We start from the raw sequence: 15,908 nt of genomic DNA on the forward strand, positions 1-15,908 counted from the left end.
ATCAAAAATAGTATATTTGATAATCGTATATAATCATTGTAGATGAAAAAGTATTTTAAATATATCGCCCTTATACTTATTGGAACAGTAATAAGCTGCCGAGAAGAAGTTCAAAAACCCAAAGTAAGCTACGGTGCTTCAAATAAAGTAAGTATTACCAAAACCGATACGACCCAAATTGAAATTGCAGATCTTCCGATTCAGTTGGAAGGCACTAATTATTTGATTCATCCGGTTGGAGATTTAAGAGTTTATGAAAGAGGCTCAAAAGCTCGTTATGGTTCTTCGAGTGTTAATGATGTGAGTTTTACAATTTCTAATTTAGGCGAATATGAAATTACAGGATATCTTCAGAATTTAAAATTCCAAAAAGTAGATTCAGATTCTATCCGGCCATTATCAGACAAACCAGTTTTGATTTTAACAGCAACGTATTTAAAAACGGTTGCAGATAGAACGCATAATAATGTGATGGTTTACACGCTTACAGATTCAGATACCAATAAAGATGGTAAAATAGATACTAGTGATATCAAAACTTTATACTTGAGTGATATAAGCGGAGAGAATTTCACGAAAGTTTCAGCAGATTTACAAGAATTGGTAGATTGGAGTTTAATTGAATCTAAAAACCGTTTGTATTTTAGAACTATTGAAGATACCAACCAAAATGGTCAATTTGATAAAAATGATGTTTTGCATTACAATTATATAGATTTGGCTTCTAAAAAATGGGAAGTGAAGAGTTATAAACCTATCTAAGATGCTAAGGTTCTGAGATGCTAAGAATCTAAGGTTTTATCACAGATTAAAAGGATAAGAAAGATTTTTATAAAAAGAGAGGCTGTTTCAATAAATTGAAACAGCCTCTCTTTTTATAATTGTTTTCATTAATGAAAACAGCATTTTCCCATTTTTATATATCAACTCGTCATTCCGTAGGAATGTCTGGTCGGTAAAAAAAAATGATGTCCGACCAAATTTACGTTCCGTAGGAACGTTTGATGCATTGCATTGTTTAAAAAAAATACACCAAAAATCAAACGTTCCTACGGAACGTAAATAACTGTAACTATATAATTTTTCTACCAATGAAATGTTCTTACGGAACATAATCAAATCAGAAACGGAAAAAAAAATCTAATCCTTTTAGTCCGTGGCAAGAAAAAAAACTTAGAATCTTAGTATCTAAGAACCTTAGCAACTTTAAATCAATATATCACTTTCTAGATCTGATTTTTCGATTTCAAAACCAAAACCAAGGCGTTCGACCAATTCTATGACTAGTTTTTTGTACCAGTTTTCAGATTTTGGATGAATGTATATTTTTTCGATCAATTGATTGATGTCGACGTTGATTTTTAATCCGTCGTTTAATTTGATATCGCTTTTTGAAGTGTCACTCAGAATTCTAACTTCTCTTTCGTATTGAAAACTTTTTCTTTTGAATAAAAACGGAAAGAACAAATCATCAAACGGAATGTATTCTTTTTTGTAATCAATGTAATTTACTTCGCCAATATACTGATCGAAGTTATTCTCGGGTTTTACTGCTTTTTGCAGTCTTCGAATGGTGGACTGAATAGCTAAACCTTCATTATTTTTGGTAAAAATCTGCCACATGGCAAAAGATTCGTATTCGTTAATATGCCAGCTACTAATGGCTACTTTTTCGCGATGTGTTTTGTAGTAGTTTAAAAACTCTGGATTGTCTGCAGCAAGTTTTTTTATCTCTTCATAAGTCGGTTCGCTAAAAGTGCCTTCGTATTGATCTTCAAACTTGTCCGAACGCGACATAAAAAGTTTCTTCGAAAGTAATAAATCAAGAAATTTAGATAAGTCAAGATATTTCCAAACAATAGTATCGGGATCGTCGGGAAGTTTTATGTTGGGGTTGTTAAGATACATTTTCTTTAGATTAAATGATTTCAATCTTTAACTAACCTAAAGTTATAAAAATAAACACAGATTAAAGAAATTAAACTGAGTTTTAATATTTCCTTAATCTGTGCATTATTAATTTGGTATTAATGATTTCTTACGATTCGAAAGACTGCATTGTTACCAGTTTATTGTAAGTTCCGTTTTTTGCAATTAATTCATCGTGTGTTCCTTGCTCAACGATTTTTCCTTTCTGCATTACTACAATCACATCTGCTTTTTGAATTGTAGAAAGACGGTGCGCAATCACGATTGATGTTCTATTCTGCATCATGTTTTCTAGCGCTACCTGAACAAATTTTTCGCTTTCTGTATCCAATGCCGATGTTGCTTCATCTAGAATCATAATCGGCGGGTTTTTCAATACTGCACGAGCGATAGATAAACGCTGTTTTTGACCTCCTGAAAGTTTGTTTCCGCTGTCTCCAATATTGGTGTAAATGCCTTTTGGAAGATCTTTGACAAATTCATAAGCATTGGCGATTTTTAAAGCTTCGATAATTTCATCATCCGTAGCGTCTAATTTTCCTAGAGAAATATTGGCTTTGATAGTGTCATTGAACAAAATGCTGTCTTGAGTAACCAATCCCATTAAACTGCGAAGCGATTGCAGATTCATGTCTTTAATATTGATTCCATCTATAGAAATAGAGCCTTCGGTTACATCGTAAAAACGAGTCAATAAATTTGCAATTGTACTTTTTCCACTTCCAGATTGTCCAACAAGTGCAACAGTTTGCCCTTTTTTAATTTCAAGAGAAAAATCTTTTAAAACATTTTCCTCTTCATATTTGAAATTGATATTTTGAACAGTAATATTATCATCAAACGTTGTTTTCTCGATTGCGTTTTCTTTAGAAACAATAGTGTTTTCTTGGTCTAAAACTTCAAGAACACGTTCTGCGGCAGCGTTTCCTCTTTTTACTCCGTATGAAGCTTTAGAAATTGCTTTTGCAGGAGTTAAAATGTTATAAGCTAATCCCATATAGGCAATAAAAGAAGCGCCGTCTAATGTTTTGTCAATTAAAACCATTTGACCACCATACCAAAGCAAAATGGCAATAACTGTAATTCCCATAAATTCGCTGGCAGGAGAAGCTAAGTTTTGACGGTTTCCAATTGTGTTTGATAAACTAAAGAAACGATCTGTTGAATCTTGAAATAATTTGTTAAAATAGTTCTCTGCATTGTATCCTTTTACAACTTTCAAGCCTCCAATAGTCTCTTCGATAGTCGATAAGAAAGTTCCTTGTTCTTCTTGAGCTTTACTGGACTGTTTTTTTAATTGTTTTCCAATTAATGAAATGATATAGCCAGAAACAGGAATAAATATGAAAACAAATAAAGTCAGCTTAGCACTGATTATCAGCATGGCGATAATGGTAAAAACAATTGTTAATGGTTCTTTTACAATAAGTTCTAAAATTGCTAAAAATGAAGTTTGAACCTCATTTACGTCTGCTGAAATTCTCGAAATTACATCTCCTTTTCTCTTTTCAGAATAGAATGATAAAGGTAATTCAAGTGTTTTTTTATACATCGCATTTCGCATATCTCTTAAAACGCCATTTCGTAAAAAAGTGACAAAAAACATGGCTAAATAATCAGCTAAGTTTTTTAGTAAGAAGATCGAAATAATAATGGCCACCATTATAGAAAGCACATAACCTGGGTTATGAGTGTCGGTATTTGTAGTGATGTAGTAGCTTAAATAATTTTCTCCATAGTCTTTTATGTGCGCAATTCCTTCATAAGTTGGCATCACTGTATTTTTTTTGGTTTTGTCAAATAAAACCTGAATCATGGGAATTAATGCCATGAACGAAAGTGTGCTGAAAAGTGCATATAAAATATTAAAAAAGATATTTAAGAATGCGTATCTTTTATATGGGTATATAAAAGGAAATATTTTTTTGAAATTACTCATTTATTTTCGGATGTTATTTTTTTGCTGTGGTAATGTTCTTTCGAATTTTGGGAATATTTTTTTTGTTATGATGAATCCGTTTTTTGGTGGATTTTTACTGCACAAAAATAATCCAATTGGATTATTTTCAATTTCTTTTAGGTTTTTTTTATAAAAAAAACTCTGATTTTGCATCTTTAATAAATGCAAATCAGAGTTTTAAATGTTGGAACTCATTGCTTTTTAAAGGCTATTTGTAAATGGTTGTACTTTAAAAAAAATGAGTTTATTTAATTCAACTTCATATCTGCGATAATGTTCTGAATTTTTCCGTCTAAGAATTTTTCTGCTTCATCAAAATCTGAAACTGATTCTATTTCTGCATTTACACTGATATAGAATTTGATTTTTGGTTCAGTTCCGCTTGGTCTTGCGCAAATTTTAGAACCATCTTCTGTGTAATAAATTAATACATTTGATTTCGGAATATCCATTGTCGATTCTGAACCGTCCAATAAATTTAAAGCAATAGAAGATTGATAATCTTCAACCATAATTACACGTTGGCCATTGATTTCTTTCAGAGGATTTTCTCGTAAATCGATCATCATCTGATTGATTTCCTGTAATCCTTCCATTCCTTTTTTAGTTAAAGAAACTAAGAATTCTTTATAGAAACCATTTTCAACATAAAGCTGTAAAAGTTCTTTGTAAACTGAGCTTCCTGCTGCTTTAGCTTGAGCTGCAACTTCGCAGATTAATAAGGTAGCAGCTACCGCGTCTTTATCTCTAACGGCGTCACCAACCATAAATCCGAAACTTTCTTCACCACCTCCGATAAATTCAAGTTCAGGAAAATCTTTAATCATTTTTGCAATCCATTTAAAGCCAGTTAATCCAACTTTACACTCTACGCCATAGCTTGTTGCCAATTCCATCATCATTGGAGTGGAAACAATTGTAGAGCCAACGAATTGTTTTCCGTTAAGTTTACCTGCTTTTTTCCATTGTTTCAATAAGAAAGAAGTCATTAAAACCATGGTTTGGTTTCCGTTTAATAAAATCATTTTGCCGTCATTGTTTCGAACAGCAACTCCTAAACGATCGCAATCAGGATCTGTTCCTACTACAATGTCAGAATTTGTTTTATCTGCTAAAGCCAAAGCCATAGTCAAAGCTTCTGGTTCTTCTGGGTTTGGCGATTTTACTGTAGGGAAATCTCCGTCTGGAACAGCTTGTTCTGGAACGATATGAACATTTTTGTATCCAGCTTGCGATAAAACATCTGGAACTGATTTTATAGAAGTTCCGTGCAATGAAGTAAACACAATATGAAGATTGTCTTTAGCTTCAGCCGGAGTATTAAAACTTGCGTTTTCGATAGATGATTTTATAAATGCTTTGTCAAGTTCTGTATCAATGTACTCAATCAAACTTTCGTTTGCATTGAATTTGATTTTATCATAACCTAAGCTTTCAATTACATTGACAATTTCTTTGTCTTGTGGAGGAACAATTTGTCCTCCGTCTTGCCAGTAAACTTTGTATCCGTTATATTCTGGTGGATTGTGAGAAGCTGTTAAAACAATTCCGCACTGGCATTTTAAATATTTAAGAGCAAAAGACAATTCTGGTGTTGGTCTTAAGTCAGAGAATAGGTAAACCTGAATTCCGTTTGCTGAGAAAACATCAGCAACAACTTTTGCTAAAGTATTGCTGTTATGGCGACAATCGTAAGCAATAACCACTTTTAAAGGCTCGTTTGGGAAAACTTTATGCAGGTAATCAGATAATCCTTGAGTGTTTTTTCCAAGCGTATATTTGTTGATTCTATTATCACCAACACCCATAACACCACGCATTCCTCCAGTTCCGAATTCTAAGTTTTTGTAAAAACTCTCTTCCAGTTCTTTTGGAGAAGTGGTCATTAATTCTTTAACTGCAGCTTGCGTTTCTTGGTCAAATGTTGGTGTTAACCATTCATTGACCGCGTTTAGTATGTTTGGTGCTATATTCATTTTTGATTTCGTTTTTATTTATTTAAAAATAGATTTTTACAGAGAGTTAACGGTGCTGTATACAATATTTTTATGCCTTAATTAAAAACGGATTATAAAATACTGCATAAAGATAAAAAAATTAAAAATTAACCTCTCTTGCTACTTTATATCTTGCTTCGTTATTTTTTGTTCTTAAAATAATTTCACCCAAGAATCCTGCTAGAAATAACTGAGTTCCAAGAACCATAGTAGTTAAAGCAATATAAAACCATGGATTATTGGTAACCAGACTGTATTTCATTCCAGTATACATATGGTATAGTTTAGAAACGCCAATATATCCGGCTGCTAAAAATCCTATGATAAACATTAAGGAACCCATAGCGCCAAATAAGTGCATTGGTCTTTTTCCGAATCTTGATAAAAACCAGATAGTAATTAAATCTAGAAAGCCGTTTATAAAACGCTCCATTCCAAATTTAGTCTCACCATATTTTCTAGCCTGGTGAATAACTACTTTTTCTCCAATTTTTCCGAATCCGGCGTTTTTAGCCAAAACAGGAATGTATCGGTGCATTTCGCCAGAAACTTCAATATTTTTTACTACAACATTTTTGTAGGCTTTTAATCCGCAGTTAAAATCGTTTAATTCAACACCCGAAGTTTTTCTGGCGGCCCAGTTAAATAATTTTGAAGGAAGATTTTTGGCAACAACAGAATCGTAACGTTTCTTTTTCCAGCCTGAAACCAAATCGTATTTCTGAGCTGTAATCATTTCATACAATTCTGGAATTTCGTCTGGACTATCTTGCAAGTCGGCATCCATTGTAATAATAACATCGCCTTTTGCTTTTGCAAAACCAGCATGTAAAGCTTGAGATTTTCCGAAGTTTTTCATGAAACGAATTCCTTTTACATTTGGATTTTCGTTAGAGAAACCTTCAATAATCTGCCAAGAATTATCTGTACTACCATCATCTACAAAAATGATTTCATAAGAGTAATTGTTAGACTGCATCACTTTAATGATCCATGTGTAGAGTTCTTTAAGTGATTCCTCCTCGTTTAGAAGCGGTATAAGTATAGATAAATTCATTTATATTTTTATTCTTGTGTAGATTTGCTTTTAAAAAATGCTGCGAAAATTAATCCGAAAATTGCGCTTACAACCATAGCAAAAACTGATCCTTTTAATAATTCAAAGGTAGAATACGGATTGCTTTCTTTCATTTTGGCAACAGCTTCATTAATAGAAGCGGCTGGTGCGCCGAATTTCTGCATCATACCAATTGTATATTTGATCATAATTTCGCTCAAAGTATCTTTTGCACCTGGATCAATTACATTAAACAATACAATGTTAAAAGTTGTAGATATTAAAATACCAATTACTGCCGCTATAAAATAAGTAGTAAAAGCATCTTTAAAAGGAAAAACGCCGTTTAAATCTCTTTTGGTTTTAGAAAGTAAAAGAATACTAATTGTAAGACTTATTACGATTCCTATTATTCCCATCCACCAAGCTGTAAATAAGTTTAAATCAACAGCATAGATCGTAGCAGTAACCAAAGCCGACGCAATTCCGATCATTGCACCATACGTAATACCATTCTTTTTTATAACTTCATTAATCATATTTCGATATGTTTAAAATTAATCCACAAATATAGTAATTCCCACTATAATCGGATATAAAAAAAGCTTTTCGAAATAAACTAAAAAAAAGTAGGCTAACTGTTTGTTTATTAAAAAAGAATTGTAAATTTGCACACTCAAAAATAATTAAATTTTTAAACAAAAAAGAGTATTATTTGTTTACACCTTTTTCTAACCATGAAAAAGCTTCAAAATAAAAGTGCTCCAAACAATAAATAAAAGAAAAGATGAAAAAAGGAATTCACCCAGAAAATTACAGATTAGTTGCATTTAAAGACATGTCGAATGATGAAGTTTTTATCACTAAATCTACTGCAGATACAAAAGAAACAATTGAAGTTGACGGAGTTGAGTATCCAGTTGTAAAAATGGAGATTTCTAGAACATCTCACCCTTTTTATACTGGTAAATCTAAACTTATCGATACTGCAGGACGTATTGATAAATTCAAAACTAAATATGCTAAACACGCTAAAAAATAATAGCTGTTTTAAATTATACAAAAGCCTTCCAATTCTGGAAGGCTTTTTTTATGCGTTAAATATTACTTTTCGTTAAAGTGGTTTTTTACTAAACCGGTAAAATATTTGTAACTTTGGAGCCAGGTAACCAAATCAAATTTTAACAAACACTCAATTATTTATGAACTACATTCTTTTCGACGGCCCCGTTCGGAATGCTTTATTACCCTTTACTTTTACAAGACCAGTAGCGGATATTTTGGTTGGAATTATGACAATCCGCCAGAAATGGGAAAAATATTTAGGTTCTACAATTACAACTATAACCGAAGAATATTTGTCTGAAAAATTTCCAATGGTTGAAATGGAAGAAAACGTTATGATCAACGCAGCGTATTTGCCAAATGATACTCTTGCTGAGATGGTTTCTAATTTGACTGAAAACCAAGCGATTTTTAAAGGAGAAGATGTAATAGCATTTTTTACGAACGAGAATCAGGAAGAAGTCGATTTTGATTCTTATGAAATTATTCAGTACAATGAAGATTGTATTACAATAGAGCATACTTGGGATATTTTCTCTAAAAATGATGCAGCGATTCGTCAGGATTTTAAATATCTAACTGAAGATCGCACATCGCAGCCTATTCCAAAAAGCGTAAACGTAATTTCGCCAGAAAATATTTTTATTGAAGAAGGAGCAAAACTAGAGTTTGTAACTTTAAATGCATCAACTGGTCCTATATATATAGGTAAAAATGCCGAAATTATGGAAGGAACCGTAATTCGCGGACCATTCGCTTTATGCGAAAATGCAATGGTAAAAATGTCAGCCAAAGTTTATGGAGCAACAACTGTTGGACCTGGATCTAGAATAGGAGGCGAGGTTAAAAACTCAGTTCTTTTCGCAAATTCAAATAAAGGACATGAAGGGTTCTTAGGAGATTCTGTTTTAGGAGAATGGTGTAATATTGGAGCAGATTCTAATAATTCGAACCTTAAAAACAATTATGAAGAAGTCAAATTATGGAGCTACGAAACAGAAGGTTTTGCTAAAACGGGACTTCAGTTTTGCGGTTTAATGATGGGAGATCATAGTAAATGCGGAATCAATACCATGTTTAATACGGGAACAGTGGTTGGTGTAAGTGCTAATATTTTTGGAAGTGGATTTCCTCGCAATTTTGTTCCAAGTTTTTCTTGGGGAGGCGCTGCAGGATTTACGACTTATGTAACTAAAAAAGCTTTTGAAACAGCTAGGTTAGTAATGAGCCGAAGAAATATAGAGTTCGACGCAACGGAAGCCGCAATTATGGAGCATATTTTCGAAGAAACTAAAAAATGGAGAAAAGATTAATTAGGTAATTAGTCAATTTGAAAATTAGATGATTTTTACAACCCGACAGGTTTTTGAAACCTGTCGGGTTTTGTTATTTTATAGTTTTGAGAATTTTCTAATTGACACATTTTCTAATTTTACTTATTTGTCAATCTTAATAAAATCTCCTTTTAAATTGAATTTTAATTCTAAACCATTGGTTAATTTTGTTTCGTAGCCAGAACTTCCAAGTTCGATTTTGGTTACATCTTCTTTGGGAAAATTTGATTTTATATAAGAAGCAATTTTTTTGGGAACAATAGACTTTGGAACTTTACCACTTTTAGCTTCCACTTCTTTCCAATTTCCTTTTTTATCAAATTCAATCTCAATTTTATTGTCATATTGTACTTTGTACTCTGTAGAAAGAATTTCTTTGTCTTCTAATATGTAGCTTGGCTTTTTCGATCCGAAATGTGTTTTTAGAAAGGTTTGTGCGTTTCCTGGTAAAGCTTCCTTCTTAATTACGGTTTTTTGAGCATTTGCAGTAAGTCCAAAGAGTAATCCTGCAATTAAGTAGACGGTCAGTTTTAATTTCGTTCTCATATTTTGCTGATTTTTAAATTATTATACAAGGTAAGATTAAAATTTTAAAATATGGTAAAACCAACTGAGGTTTCGTTCATTGCGATTTAGGTGTTATTTAATTGGTATATTATCTAATTGACACATTTTCAAAATTATCTAATTATCAAATTGGGACATTATCTAATTAAATCTATCTTTGCAGCACGAAAAAAATGGGTAGTCAGTCAAACGATTAACCGATTAAACAAAATTCACAAACACAAATGATTACAGTTAACGATATTTCGGTTCAATTTGGTGGAACTACACTTTTTAGCGATGTTTCTTTTGCTATTAATGAAAATGATAAAATTGCCCTAATGGGTAAAAATGGTGCGGGAAAATCTACACTTTTAAAGATAATTGCAGGGGCAAACAAACCTTCAACAGGAAGTATTTCCGCTCCGAAAGAAGCTGTAATTGCATATCTGCCTCAGCATTTGCTTACCGAAGATGGTGCTACCGTTATGGAAGAAGCGTCAAAAGCTTTCAGTGAGATTTTTAAAATGAAATCTGAAATCGATGAGATCAATGAGCAACTGACAGTTCGTACTGATTACGAAAGTGATGAATACATGAAATTGATCGAAAGAGTTTCTGACTTAAGCGAGAAATTTTATGCTATCGAAGAAGTGAACTACGAAGCGGAAGTTGAGAAAATATTAGTTGGTTTAGGTTTTGAAAGGGAAGATTTTGCACGTCAAACTTCAGAATTTTCAGGAGGATGGAGAATGCGTATTGAGTTAGCGAAGATTTTATTGAGAAAACCAGATTTGATATTGCTGGATGAGCCTACTAACCACATGGATATTGAAAGTATTCAATGGTTAGAAGATTTCTTGTTGACTCAAGCAAAAGCAGTTGTGGTAATTTCGCACGATAGGGCGTTTGTAGATAATATTACAAATCGTACGATCGAGGTGACAATGGGAAGGATTTACGATTACAAAGCAAAATATTCTCATTACTTAGAATTAAGAAAAGACCGCCGTATCCATCAGCAGAAAGCGTATGATGAACAACAGAAAATGATTGCTGAAAACCGTGCTTTTATTGAGCGTTTCAGAGGAACATTTTCTAAAACAGATGCTGTTCAATCTCGTGTCAAAATGCTTGAAAAACTAGAAATAGTGGAGGTTGATGAAGTTGATACATCTGCATTGCGTTTAAAATTCCCACCAGCGGCACGTTCTGGTCAATATCCAGTTATTGTAAAAGAAATGTCTAAAGCTTATGGAGATCATGTTGTTTTTAAAGACGCAAATATTGTAATCGAACGTGGTCAGAAAGTAGCTTTTGTTGGAAAGAATGGTGAAGGAAAATCAACAATGATTAAAGCCATCATGAAAGAAATTGGTGTTGATTCTGGAAGTGTTGAAATCGGACATAATGCTCAAATTGGGTATTTTGCTCAAAATCAAGCGGCACTATTAGATGAAAATGCGACCATTTTTGAAACTATTGATAGTATTGCTGTTGGAGATATCAGAACTCAGATTAAAAATATTCTAGGAGCTTTTATGTTTCAAGGAGATGATATTACTAAAAAAGTAAAAGTGCTTTCAGGAGGAGAAAAAACACGTTTGGCAATGATTAAATTATTGTTGGAGCCAGTTAACTTGTTGATTCTGGATGAGCCTTCGAATCACTTGGATATGAAAACTAAAGATATTATTAAGGATGCCTTGCGTGATTTTGACGGTACTTTAATCTTAGTTTCGCACGATCGTGATTTCTTAGACGGTTTGGCTACTAAAGTTTTTGAATTTGGAAATAAAAGAGTAAAAGAACATTTTGAAGATGTAGCTGGTTTCTTGGCTCATAAGAAAATGGATTCTATGAGAGAAATCGAAAAATAAGTATTTTAAAATATAAAATTTTAAAGGGTATAAGTTTAATTCTTATGCCCTTTTTTTATTGCTGTTTATTTTGATAACAGTATTTTAATGCAATTTTATTTACATAACGAATCTTTTTTTGTTATTTTAGTATTCTCATTTCGTGTTGACTAATAAAGAGTTAATTTTTTTTTGCCTAAAGACTATAAGTCGATTTTAAAATCGCTATAGAGATTAACATTTTACATTTATTTTAAGCCTATGAATAAAAGTCTACTCCTACGAATTCTTTTTATTATAACCCCATTTTTTTTACATGCCCAAGATAATGTCAGTCAAGGAACTGATAAAAAAGAAAATGAAGAAGTAAAATATCCGCAGTTTCAATTAAAAGGACTTCTTCAAGCCAGATATTTGGAAAGTTTTGGCGATAATGTAGATGTTTTAGGAAATCAGCATTCAACTGGAGATGTAACCCAAAGTTCTTTTGATATAAAAAGAATGCGTGTTGGGTTAAATACCAAATTAAGCGAAACAACAGAAATTGTAATTCTGGTCAATCTAGCAGATTTTAAGTCAGATACAAAAGGGAAGGTTCTTGAGAATGCCTACGGGAAATATACTTTTAATAAATATATTGCTTTAACAGGAGGGCAATTTCGCCCTGCATTTGGTATCGAGGAGCTTGTTCCTGTAGATATTATTAAATCTTTTGATTTTTCGAATCAGTATTATGAATTCGGAAAAAACGGATGGACAAGTTTCCAAATTGGTGCATCGGCAACAGGAGCTTTTGATATTGGAAAAATTCCTGTGAATTATGCTGTTTCAGTTTTAAACGGAAACGGAAAAAATCAGGAGATGGACAAAGACAACGGAAAGCAATTTTCTTCGAGATGGGTTTTTGGTTTGTCAAAAGAACATAAAATAAATCTTGGTTTAAATGGCGGTTTCGGAAAAGTTTTTAAAGAAGATGTTTTTGCAATCGGCGCAGATATTACCAGTGATTTTAAATTGACGGATAAATTTAGTTTTGATTTACAGATAGAGTATAAGCAGGGAACAAACCATAATTTGTACTATTCGCTTCCAGTTACTGGCAGAACAGATAATGTTGCCGATTACCAGATGAGAGGAATTTATTTTCTTCCGAATTTGAGATATGTAGTAGATTATAAAAAACTTACAGCGCTTGAATTGTCTTGTCGTTATGAGACTTTCGATCCAAGTTATAAAATCAATTCAAACGTACGCACCACTTATACGCCAATGATTAGTTTAGAATTCGGAAAATCGTATACAGGCCGTATCGAAATGGGATTTGAAATTGACAGATTCGATAAAAGTATTCCAGATACATTAAACTATAATAATGATTTGTTTTTAATTCAGTTGCAGCTCAGAATTTAATTCACCTTAATTTTTGTTTTTATGAAAGAAGTAAAAATTCCTCAGACTTTAATTACGCTGGCAGTTTTAGTTGCCATTTGGTTTATTCCAGCTCCAGAAGGTGTTGTGATAGAGGCGTGGCATTTATTTGCCATTTTCGTAGCTACGATTTTAGGAATCATCTTAAAAGCGGCTCCAATGGGAACAATGTGTATGATTGCAATTGCTTTAACGGCAATGTCTCAGGTTTTAGCTCCTGGAGATCCTGGAAAGTCGATTACATTGGCTTTAAGAGGATTTGGAGACAAAGTAATCTGGCTGATTGGAATTTCGTTTTTTATAGCAAGAGGGTTTATAAAAACGGGTCTAGGGAATAGAATTGCTTTTTTATTCATAAAAATATTTGGAAAAAGTTCTTTGGGATTGGCGTATGGCTTAGGATTGGCAGATTTGGTTCTAGCTCCAGCTGTTCCGAGTAATACTGCGAGAGGAGGAGGAATTGTTTATCCGATTATGAAATCAATGTCGATGAGTTTTGGTTCCATGCCAGACAAGCCTGAAACACATAGAAAACTTGGGGCTTATTTAACTTTGAATAGTTATAATATGAATTTGATTGCTTCTTCTATGTTTTTAACGGGAACGGCAAGTAATCCGATGTGTCAGAAGTTTGCGCTTAATTTAGGAATAAAAATCAGCTGGATGTCTTGGGCTGCAGCGGCGATTGTTCCAGGTTTGTGTGCTTTTATTGTGATTCCGTTTGTGCTTTATAAAATTTATCCGCCAGAGTTAAAAAAGACTGGAGATGCACCACAGATTGCAACACAGAAATTGAAAGAGATGGGCGCGATCACGAGAGATGAATGGATGATGTTGCTGACCTTTTTTATTCTGCTTTTTCTCTGGATGACGGGAGATTTATTTTCTATTGATGCAACAACGACTGCATTTATCGGATTGGTAATTTTGCTTTTAACTTCGGTTTTGACTTGGGAAGATGTTAAATCAGAAAAAGGGGCTTGGGATACTATTGTATGGTTTTCTGTTCTAGTAATGATGGCCAGTTCGCTTAACGAATTGGGTTTTATTGCTTGGTTTAGCGACTTAGTAAAAGCTCAAATTGGCGGATTAAGCTGGCAGATGGCTTTTCCGATTATTATATTGGTATATTTCTTTAGCCATTATCTTTTTGCAAGTGCAACCGCACACGTTGCAGCAATGTATGCGGCTTTACTTGGTGTTGGTGTTTCGCTTGGAATTCCGGGGTTATTGCTAGCGTTTATGCTTGGTTTTGTCGGATCTCTTTACGGAACTTTAACGCACTATGGTCATGGTCCAGCACCTGTATTTTTCGGGAGCGGTTACGTTGACCTAAAGAGCTGGTGGGTCAAAGGGCTTATAACCGGTTTGGTTATGCTCTTAATCTATATGGTAATTGGAGGATTATGGCTCCGAATTATTGGATATTTTTAGATTCTAATTCCTGGAGGAAGCAATTCTTTATATCGAGGGTTTTTTTTGAAAAATGAAACAATCTTTGGGTGGATAGGAACTACTCTATAATTTTTTTCAGAACTTAAATCTAATATGTTTTTAAGTAGCGTATTAATTGTTTCTTCGTCTTCGTATGAATCTGGTTTGTTGATCTTGGTTAAAAAGATTTTTTTTTCTTGAAATGAATACTCAACTGCTAACATTCCTTCAGGAATGACAGTTTCAAATTGGCGTGCAAAAGTGTTGTCTTTGATTTCCATAGTTACAGAAGATTCCATAGTAATTTCTTGTTAGGTTATTGGTAAATAGTGAATTTGGGACTCGAAATTTTATTGAAAGAAAATTCTTTATAAGTTTTAAATTCAAGAAATATTTCGAATTGCAAAGGTAATCATTTGATTTTCAATATTAAATTATTTTTTGCAGCTATAAACTTTAAGTTTTTGTTTTGAACTTGGATTTTTTTTGAATTGCTATAAAATAGGTCTGAAATTTGATTATCATGACATTAAAAAAAGTAACTTTATTTTTTCCAATAAAGGTCTTAATGGTAATTTCATTTTAATGTTATGAGTAAAATTCCCGTATATTTTATGCCAGGTCTGGCGGCAAGTTCATCTATTTTTGAAAGAATAAAATTGGATGAAGATACTTTTGAAATGCATCTTTTGGAATGGGAAATTCCAAACCAAAAAGAATCTTTGTCAGATTATGCACTTCGAATTAGTAAAAACATAAAACACGAAAATCCTGTTTTAATTGGGGTTTCTTTTGGAGGAATTCTAGTACAGGAAATTTCAAAGCATATAAAAACACGAAAAGTCATTATTATATCGAGTGTAAGAAGTAATCATGAATTCCCAAAAAGAATGAAAATAGGGAAGAAGACAAAAGCTTACAAGCTAATTCCGATGCAGTTAATTCTTAATATTGAGAAACTGGCTAAATTTTCATTTGGCGAAAAGGTCAATAAACGCATTAAATTGTATGAGAAATTTTTATCTGTACGTGATTTAGGATATTTGCAATGGGCTGTAGAAAGTGTGATTTTATGGGATCGAGATAAAATTGACGAAAATGTAGTTCATATTCACGGAGATCAAGACGAAGTCTTTCCGATTAAATATATTGATAAATGCATTTTAGTCAAAGGAGGAACCCATATTATGATCTTGAATAAGTACAAATGGCTGAATGAGAATTTGCCTTCTATTATATTGGAAGATTAAAATTCTTTTTTTATGCATATAGTTTTGTCATCCTGAGGAACGAAGGATC

The 15,908-nt window shown here is 32.8% G+C and carries 14 protein-coding genes; 7 read left to right on the forward strand and 7 right to left on the reverse strand.

Going from position 1 to position 15,908, the window contains the following annotated elements; translation table 11 throughout:
- Positions 1-42: 42 nt before the first annotated feature.
- Positions 43-762 carry a hypothetical protein gene (locus LPB248_RS15625; protein WP_177212251.1) on the forward strand — a complete coding sequence of 240 codons (720 nt, stop codon included), beginning with the start codon at positions 43-45 and terminating at the stop codon, positions 760-762.
- Between the two features lie 444 nt (positions 763-1,206).
- Here LPB248_RS15625 and LPB248_RS15630 read toward each other — a convergent pair whose 3' ends face one another.
- The 5 genes from LPB248_RS15630 to LPB248_RS15650 form a co-directional block, all read right to left on the reverse strand.
- Positions 1,207-1,908, reverse strand: a complete 702-nt coding sequence (locus LPB248_RS15630) for a hypothetical protein (RefSeq protein ID WP_177212252.1) — start codon at positions 1,906-1,908, stop codon at positions 1,207-1,209.
- Positions 1,909-2,038: 130 nt separating this feature from the next.
- Positions 2,039-3,868 carry an ABC transporter ATP-binding protein gene (locus LPB248_RS15635; RefSeq protein ID WP_177212253.1) on the reverse strand — a complete coding sequence of 610 codons (1,830 nt, stop codon included), beginning with the start codon at positions 3,866-3,868 and terminating at the stop codon, positions 2,039-2,041.
- 269 nt (positions 3,869-4,137) lie between these two features.
- Positions 4,138-5,865 carry a phospho-sugar mutase gene (locus LPB248_RS15640; RefSeq protein WP_177212254.1) on the reverse strand — a complete coding sequence of 576 codons (1,728 nt, stop codon included), beginning with the start codon at positions 5,863-5,865 and terminating at the stop codon, positions 4,138-4,140.
- Between the two features lie 121 nt (positions 5,866-5,986).
- Complete coding sequence (locus LPB248_RS15645; RefSeq protein ID WP_111424571.1) at positions 5,987-6,943, reverse strand: glycosyltransferase family 2 protein; 957 nt, start codon at positions 6,941-6,943, stop codon at positions 5,987-5,989.
- A gap of 8 nt (positions 6,944-6,951) precedes the next feature.
- A complete protein-coding gene (locus LPB248_RS15650; RefSeq protein WP_177212255.1) occupies positions 6,952-7,482 on the reverse strand; it encodes a DUF4199 domain-containing protein in 531 nt (176 codons plus the stop codon).
- Positions 7,483-7,730: 248 nt separating this feature from the next.
- Between LPB248_RS15650 and LPB248_RS15655 the strand changes: the two genes are divergently transcribed.
- Positions 7,731-7,985: a type B 50S ribosomal protein L31 gene (locus tag LPB248_RS15655; RefSeq protein ID WP_008464817.1), complete on the forward strand. Its 255-nt coding sequence runs from the start codon at positions 7,731-7,733 to the stop codon at positions 7,983-7,985.
- A 160-nt stretch (positions 7,986-8,145) separates the two neighbouring features.
- Positions 8,146-9,321 (forward strand): GlmU family protein, encoded by a 1,176-nt coding sequence (locus LPB248_RS15660; protein ID WP_177212256.1) that lies wholly within the window; start codon positions 8,146-8,148, stop codon positions 9,319-9,321.
- Positions 9,322-9,444: 123 nt separating this feature from the next.
- Here LPB248_RS15660 and LPB248_RS15665 read toward each other — a convergent pair whose 3' ends face one another.
- Positions 9,445-9,888, reverse strand: a complete 444-nt coding sequence (locus tag LPB248_RS15665) for a PepSY-like domain-containing protein (protein WP_177212257.1) — start codon at positions 9,886-9,888, stop codon at positions 9,445-9,447.
- A 245-nt stretch (positions 9,889-10,133) separates the two neighbouring features.
- Between LPB248_RS15665 and LPB248_RS15670 the strand changes: the two genes are divergently transcribed.
- From LPB248_RS15670 to LPB248_RS15680, 3 genes are all read left to right on the forward strand, one after another.
- On the forward strand, positions 10,134-11,768 hold the full coding sequence (locus LPB248_RS15670) for an ABC-F family ATP-binding cassette domain-containing protein (RefSeq protein WP_177212258.1): 1,635 nt from the start codon (positions 10,134-10,136) through the stop codon (positions 11,766-11,768).
- 240 nt (positions 11,769-12,008) lie between these two features.
- Positions 12,009-13,157 carry a porin gene (locus LPB248_RS15675; protein WP_177212259.1) on the forward strand — a complete coding sequence of 383 codons (1,149 nt, stop codon included), beginning with the start codon at positions 12,009-12,011 and terminating at the stop codon, positions 13,155-13,157.
- Between the two features lie 21 nt (positions 13,158-13,178).
- Positions 13,179-14,609 carry an anion permease gene (locus LPB248_RS15680; protein WP_177212260.1) on the forward strand — a complete coding sequence of 477 codons (1,431 nt, stop codon included), beginning with the start codon at positions 13,179-13,181 and terminating at the stop codon, positions 14,607-14,609.
- Here the strand turns inward: LPB248_RS15680 and LPB248_RS15685 are convergent.
- Positions 14,606-14,908: a GNAT family N-acetyltransferase gene (locus LPB248_RS15685; RefSeq protein WP_255462957.1), complete on the reverse strand. Its 303-nt coding sequence runs from the start codon at positions 14,906-14,908 to the stop codon at positions 14,606-14,608. The genes LPB248_RS15680 and LPB248_RS15685 overlap by 4 nt on opposite strands.
- Positions 14,909-15,199: 291 nt before the next feature.
- Between LPB248_RS15685 and LPB248_RS15690 the strand changes: the two genes are divergently transcribed.
- Positions 15,200-15,859 (forward strand): alpha/beta hydrolase, encoded by a 660-nt coding sequence (locus LPB248_RS15690; protein WP_177212261.1) that lies wholly within the window; start codon positions 15,200-15,202, stop codon positions 15,857-15,859.
- Positions 15,860-15,908: the final 49 nt, after the last annotated feature.

It is taken from the genome of Flavobacterium sp. LPB0248, from assembly GCF_013388355.1.
Lineage (GTDB): Bacteria > Bacteroidota > Bacteroidia > Flavobacteriales > Flavobacteriaceae > Flavobacterium.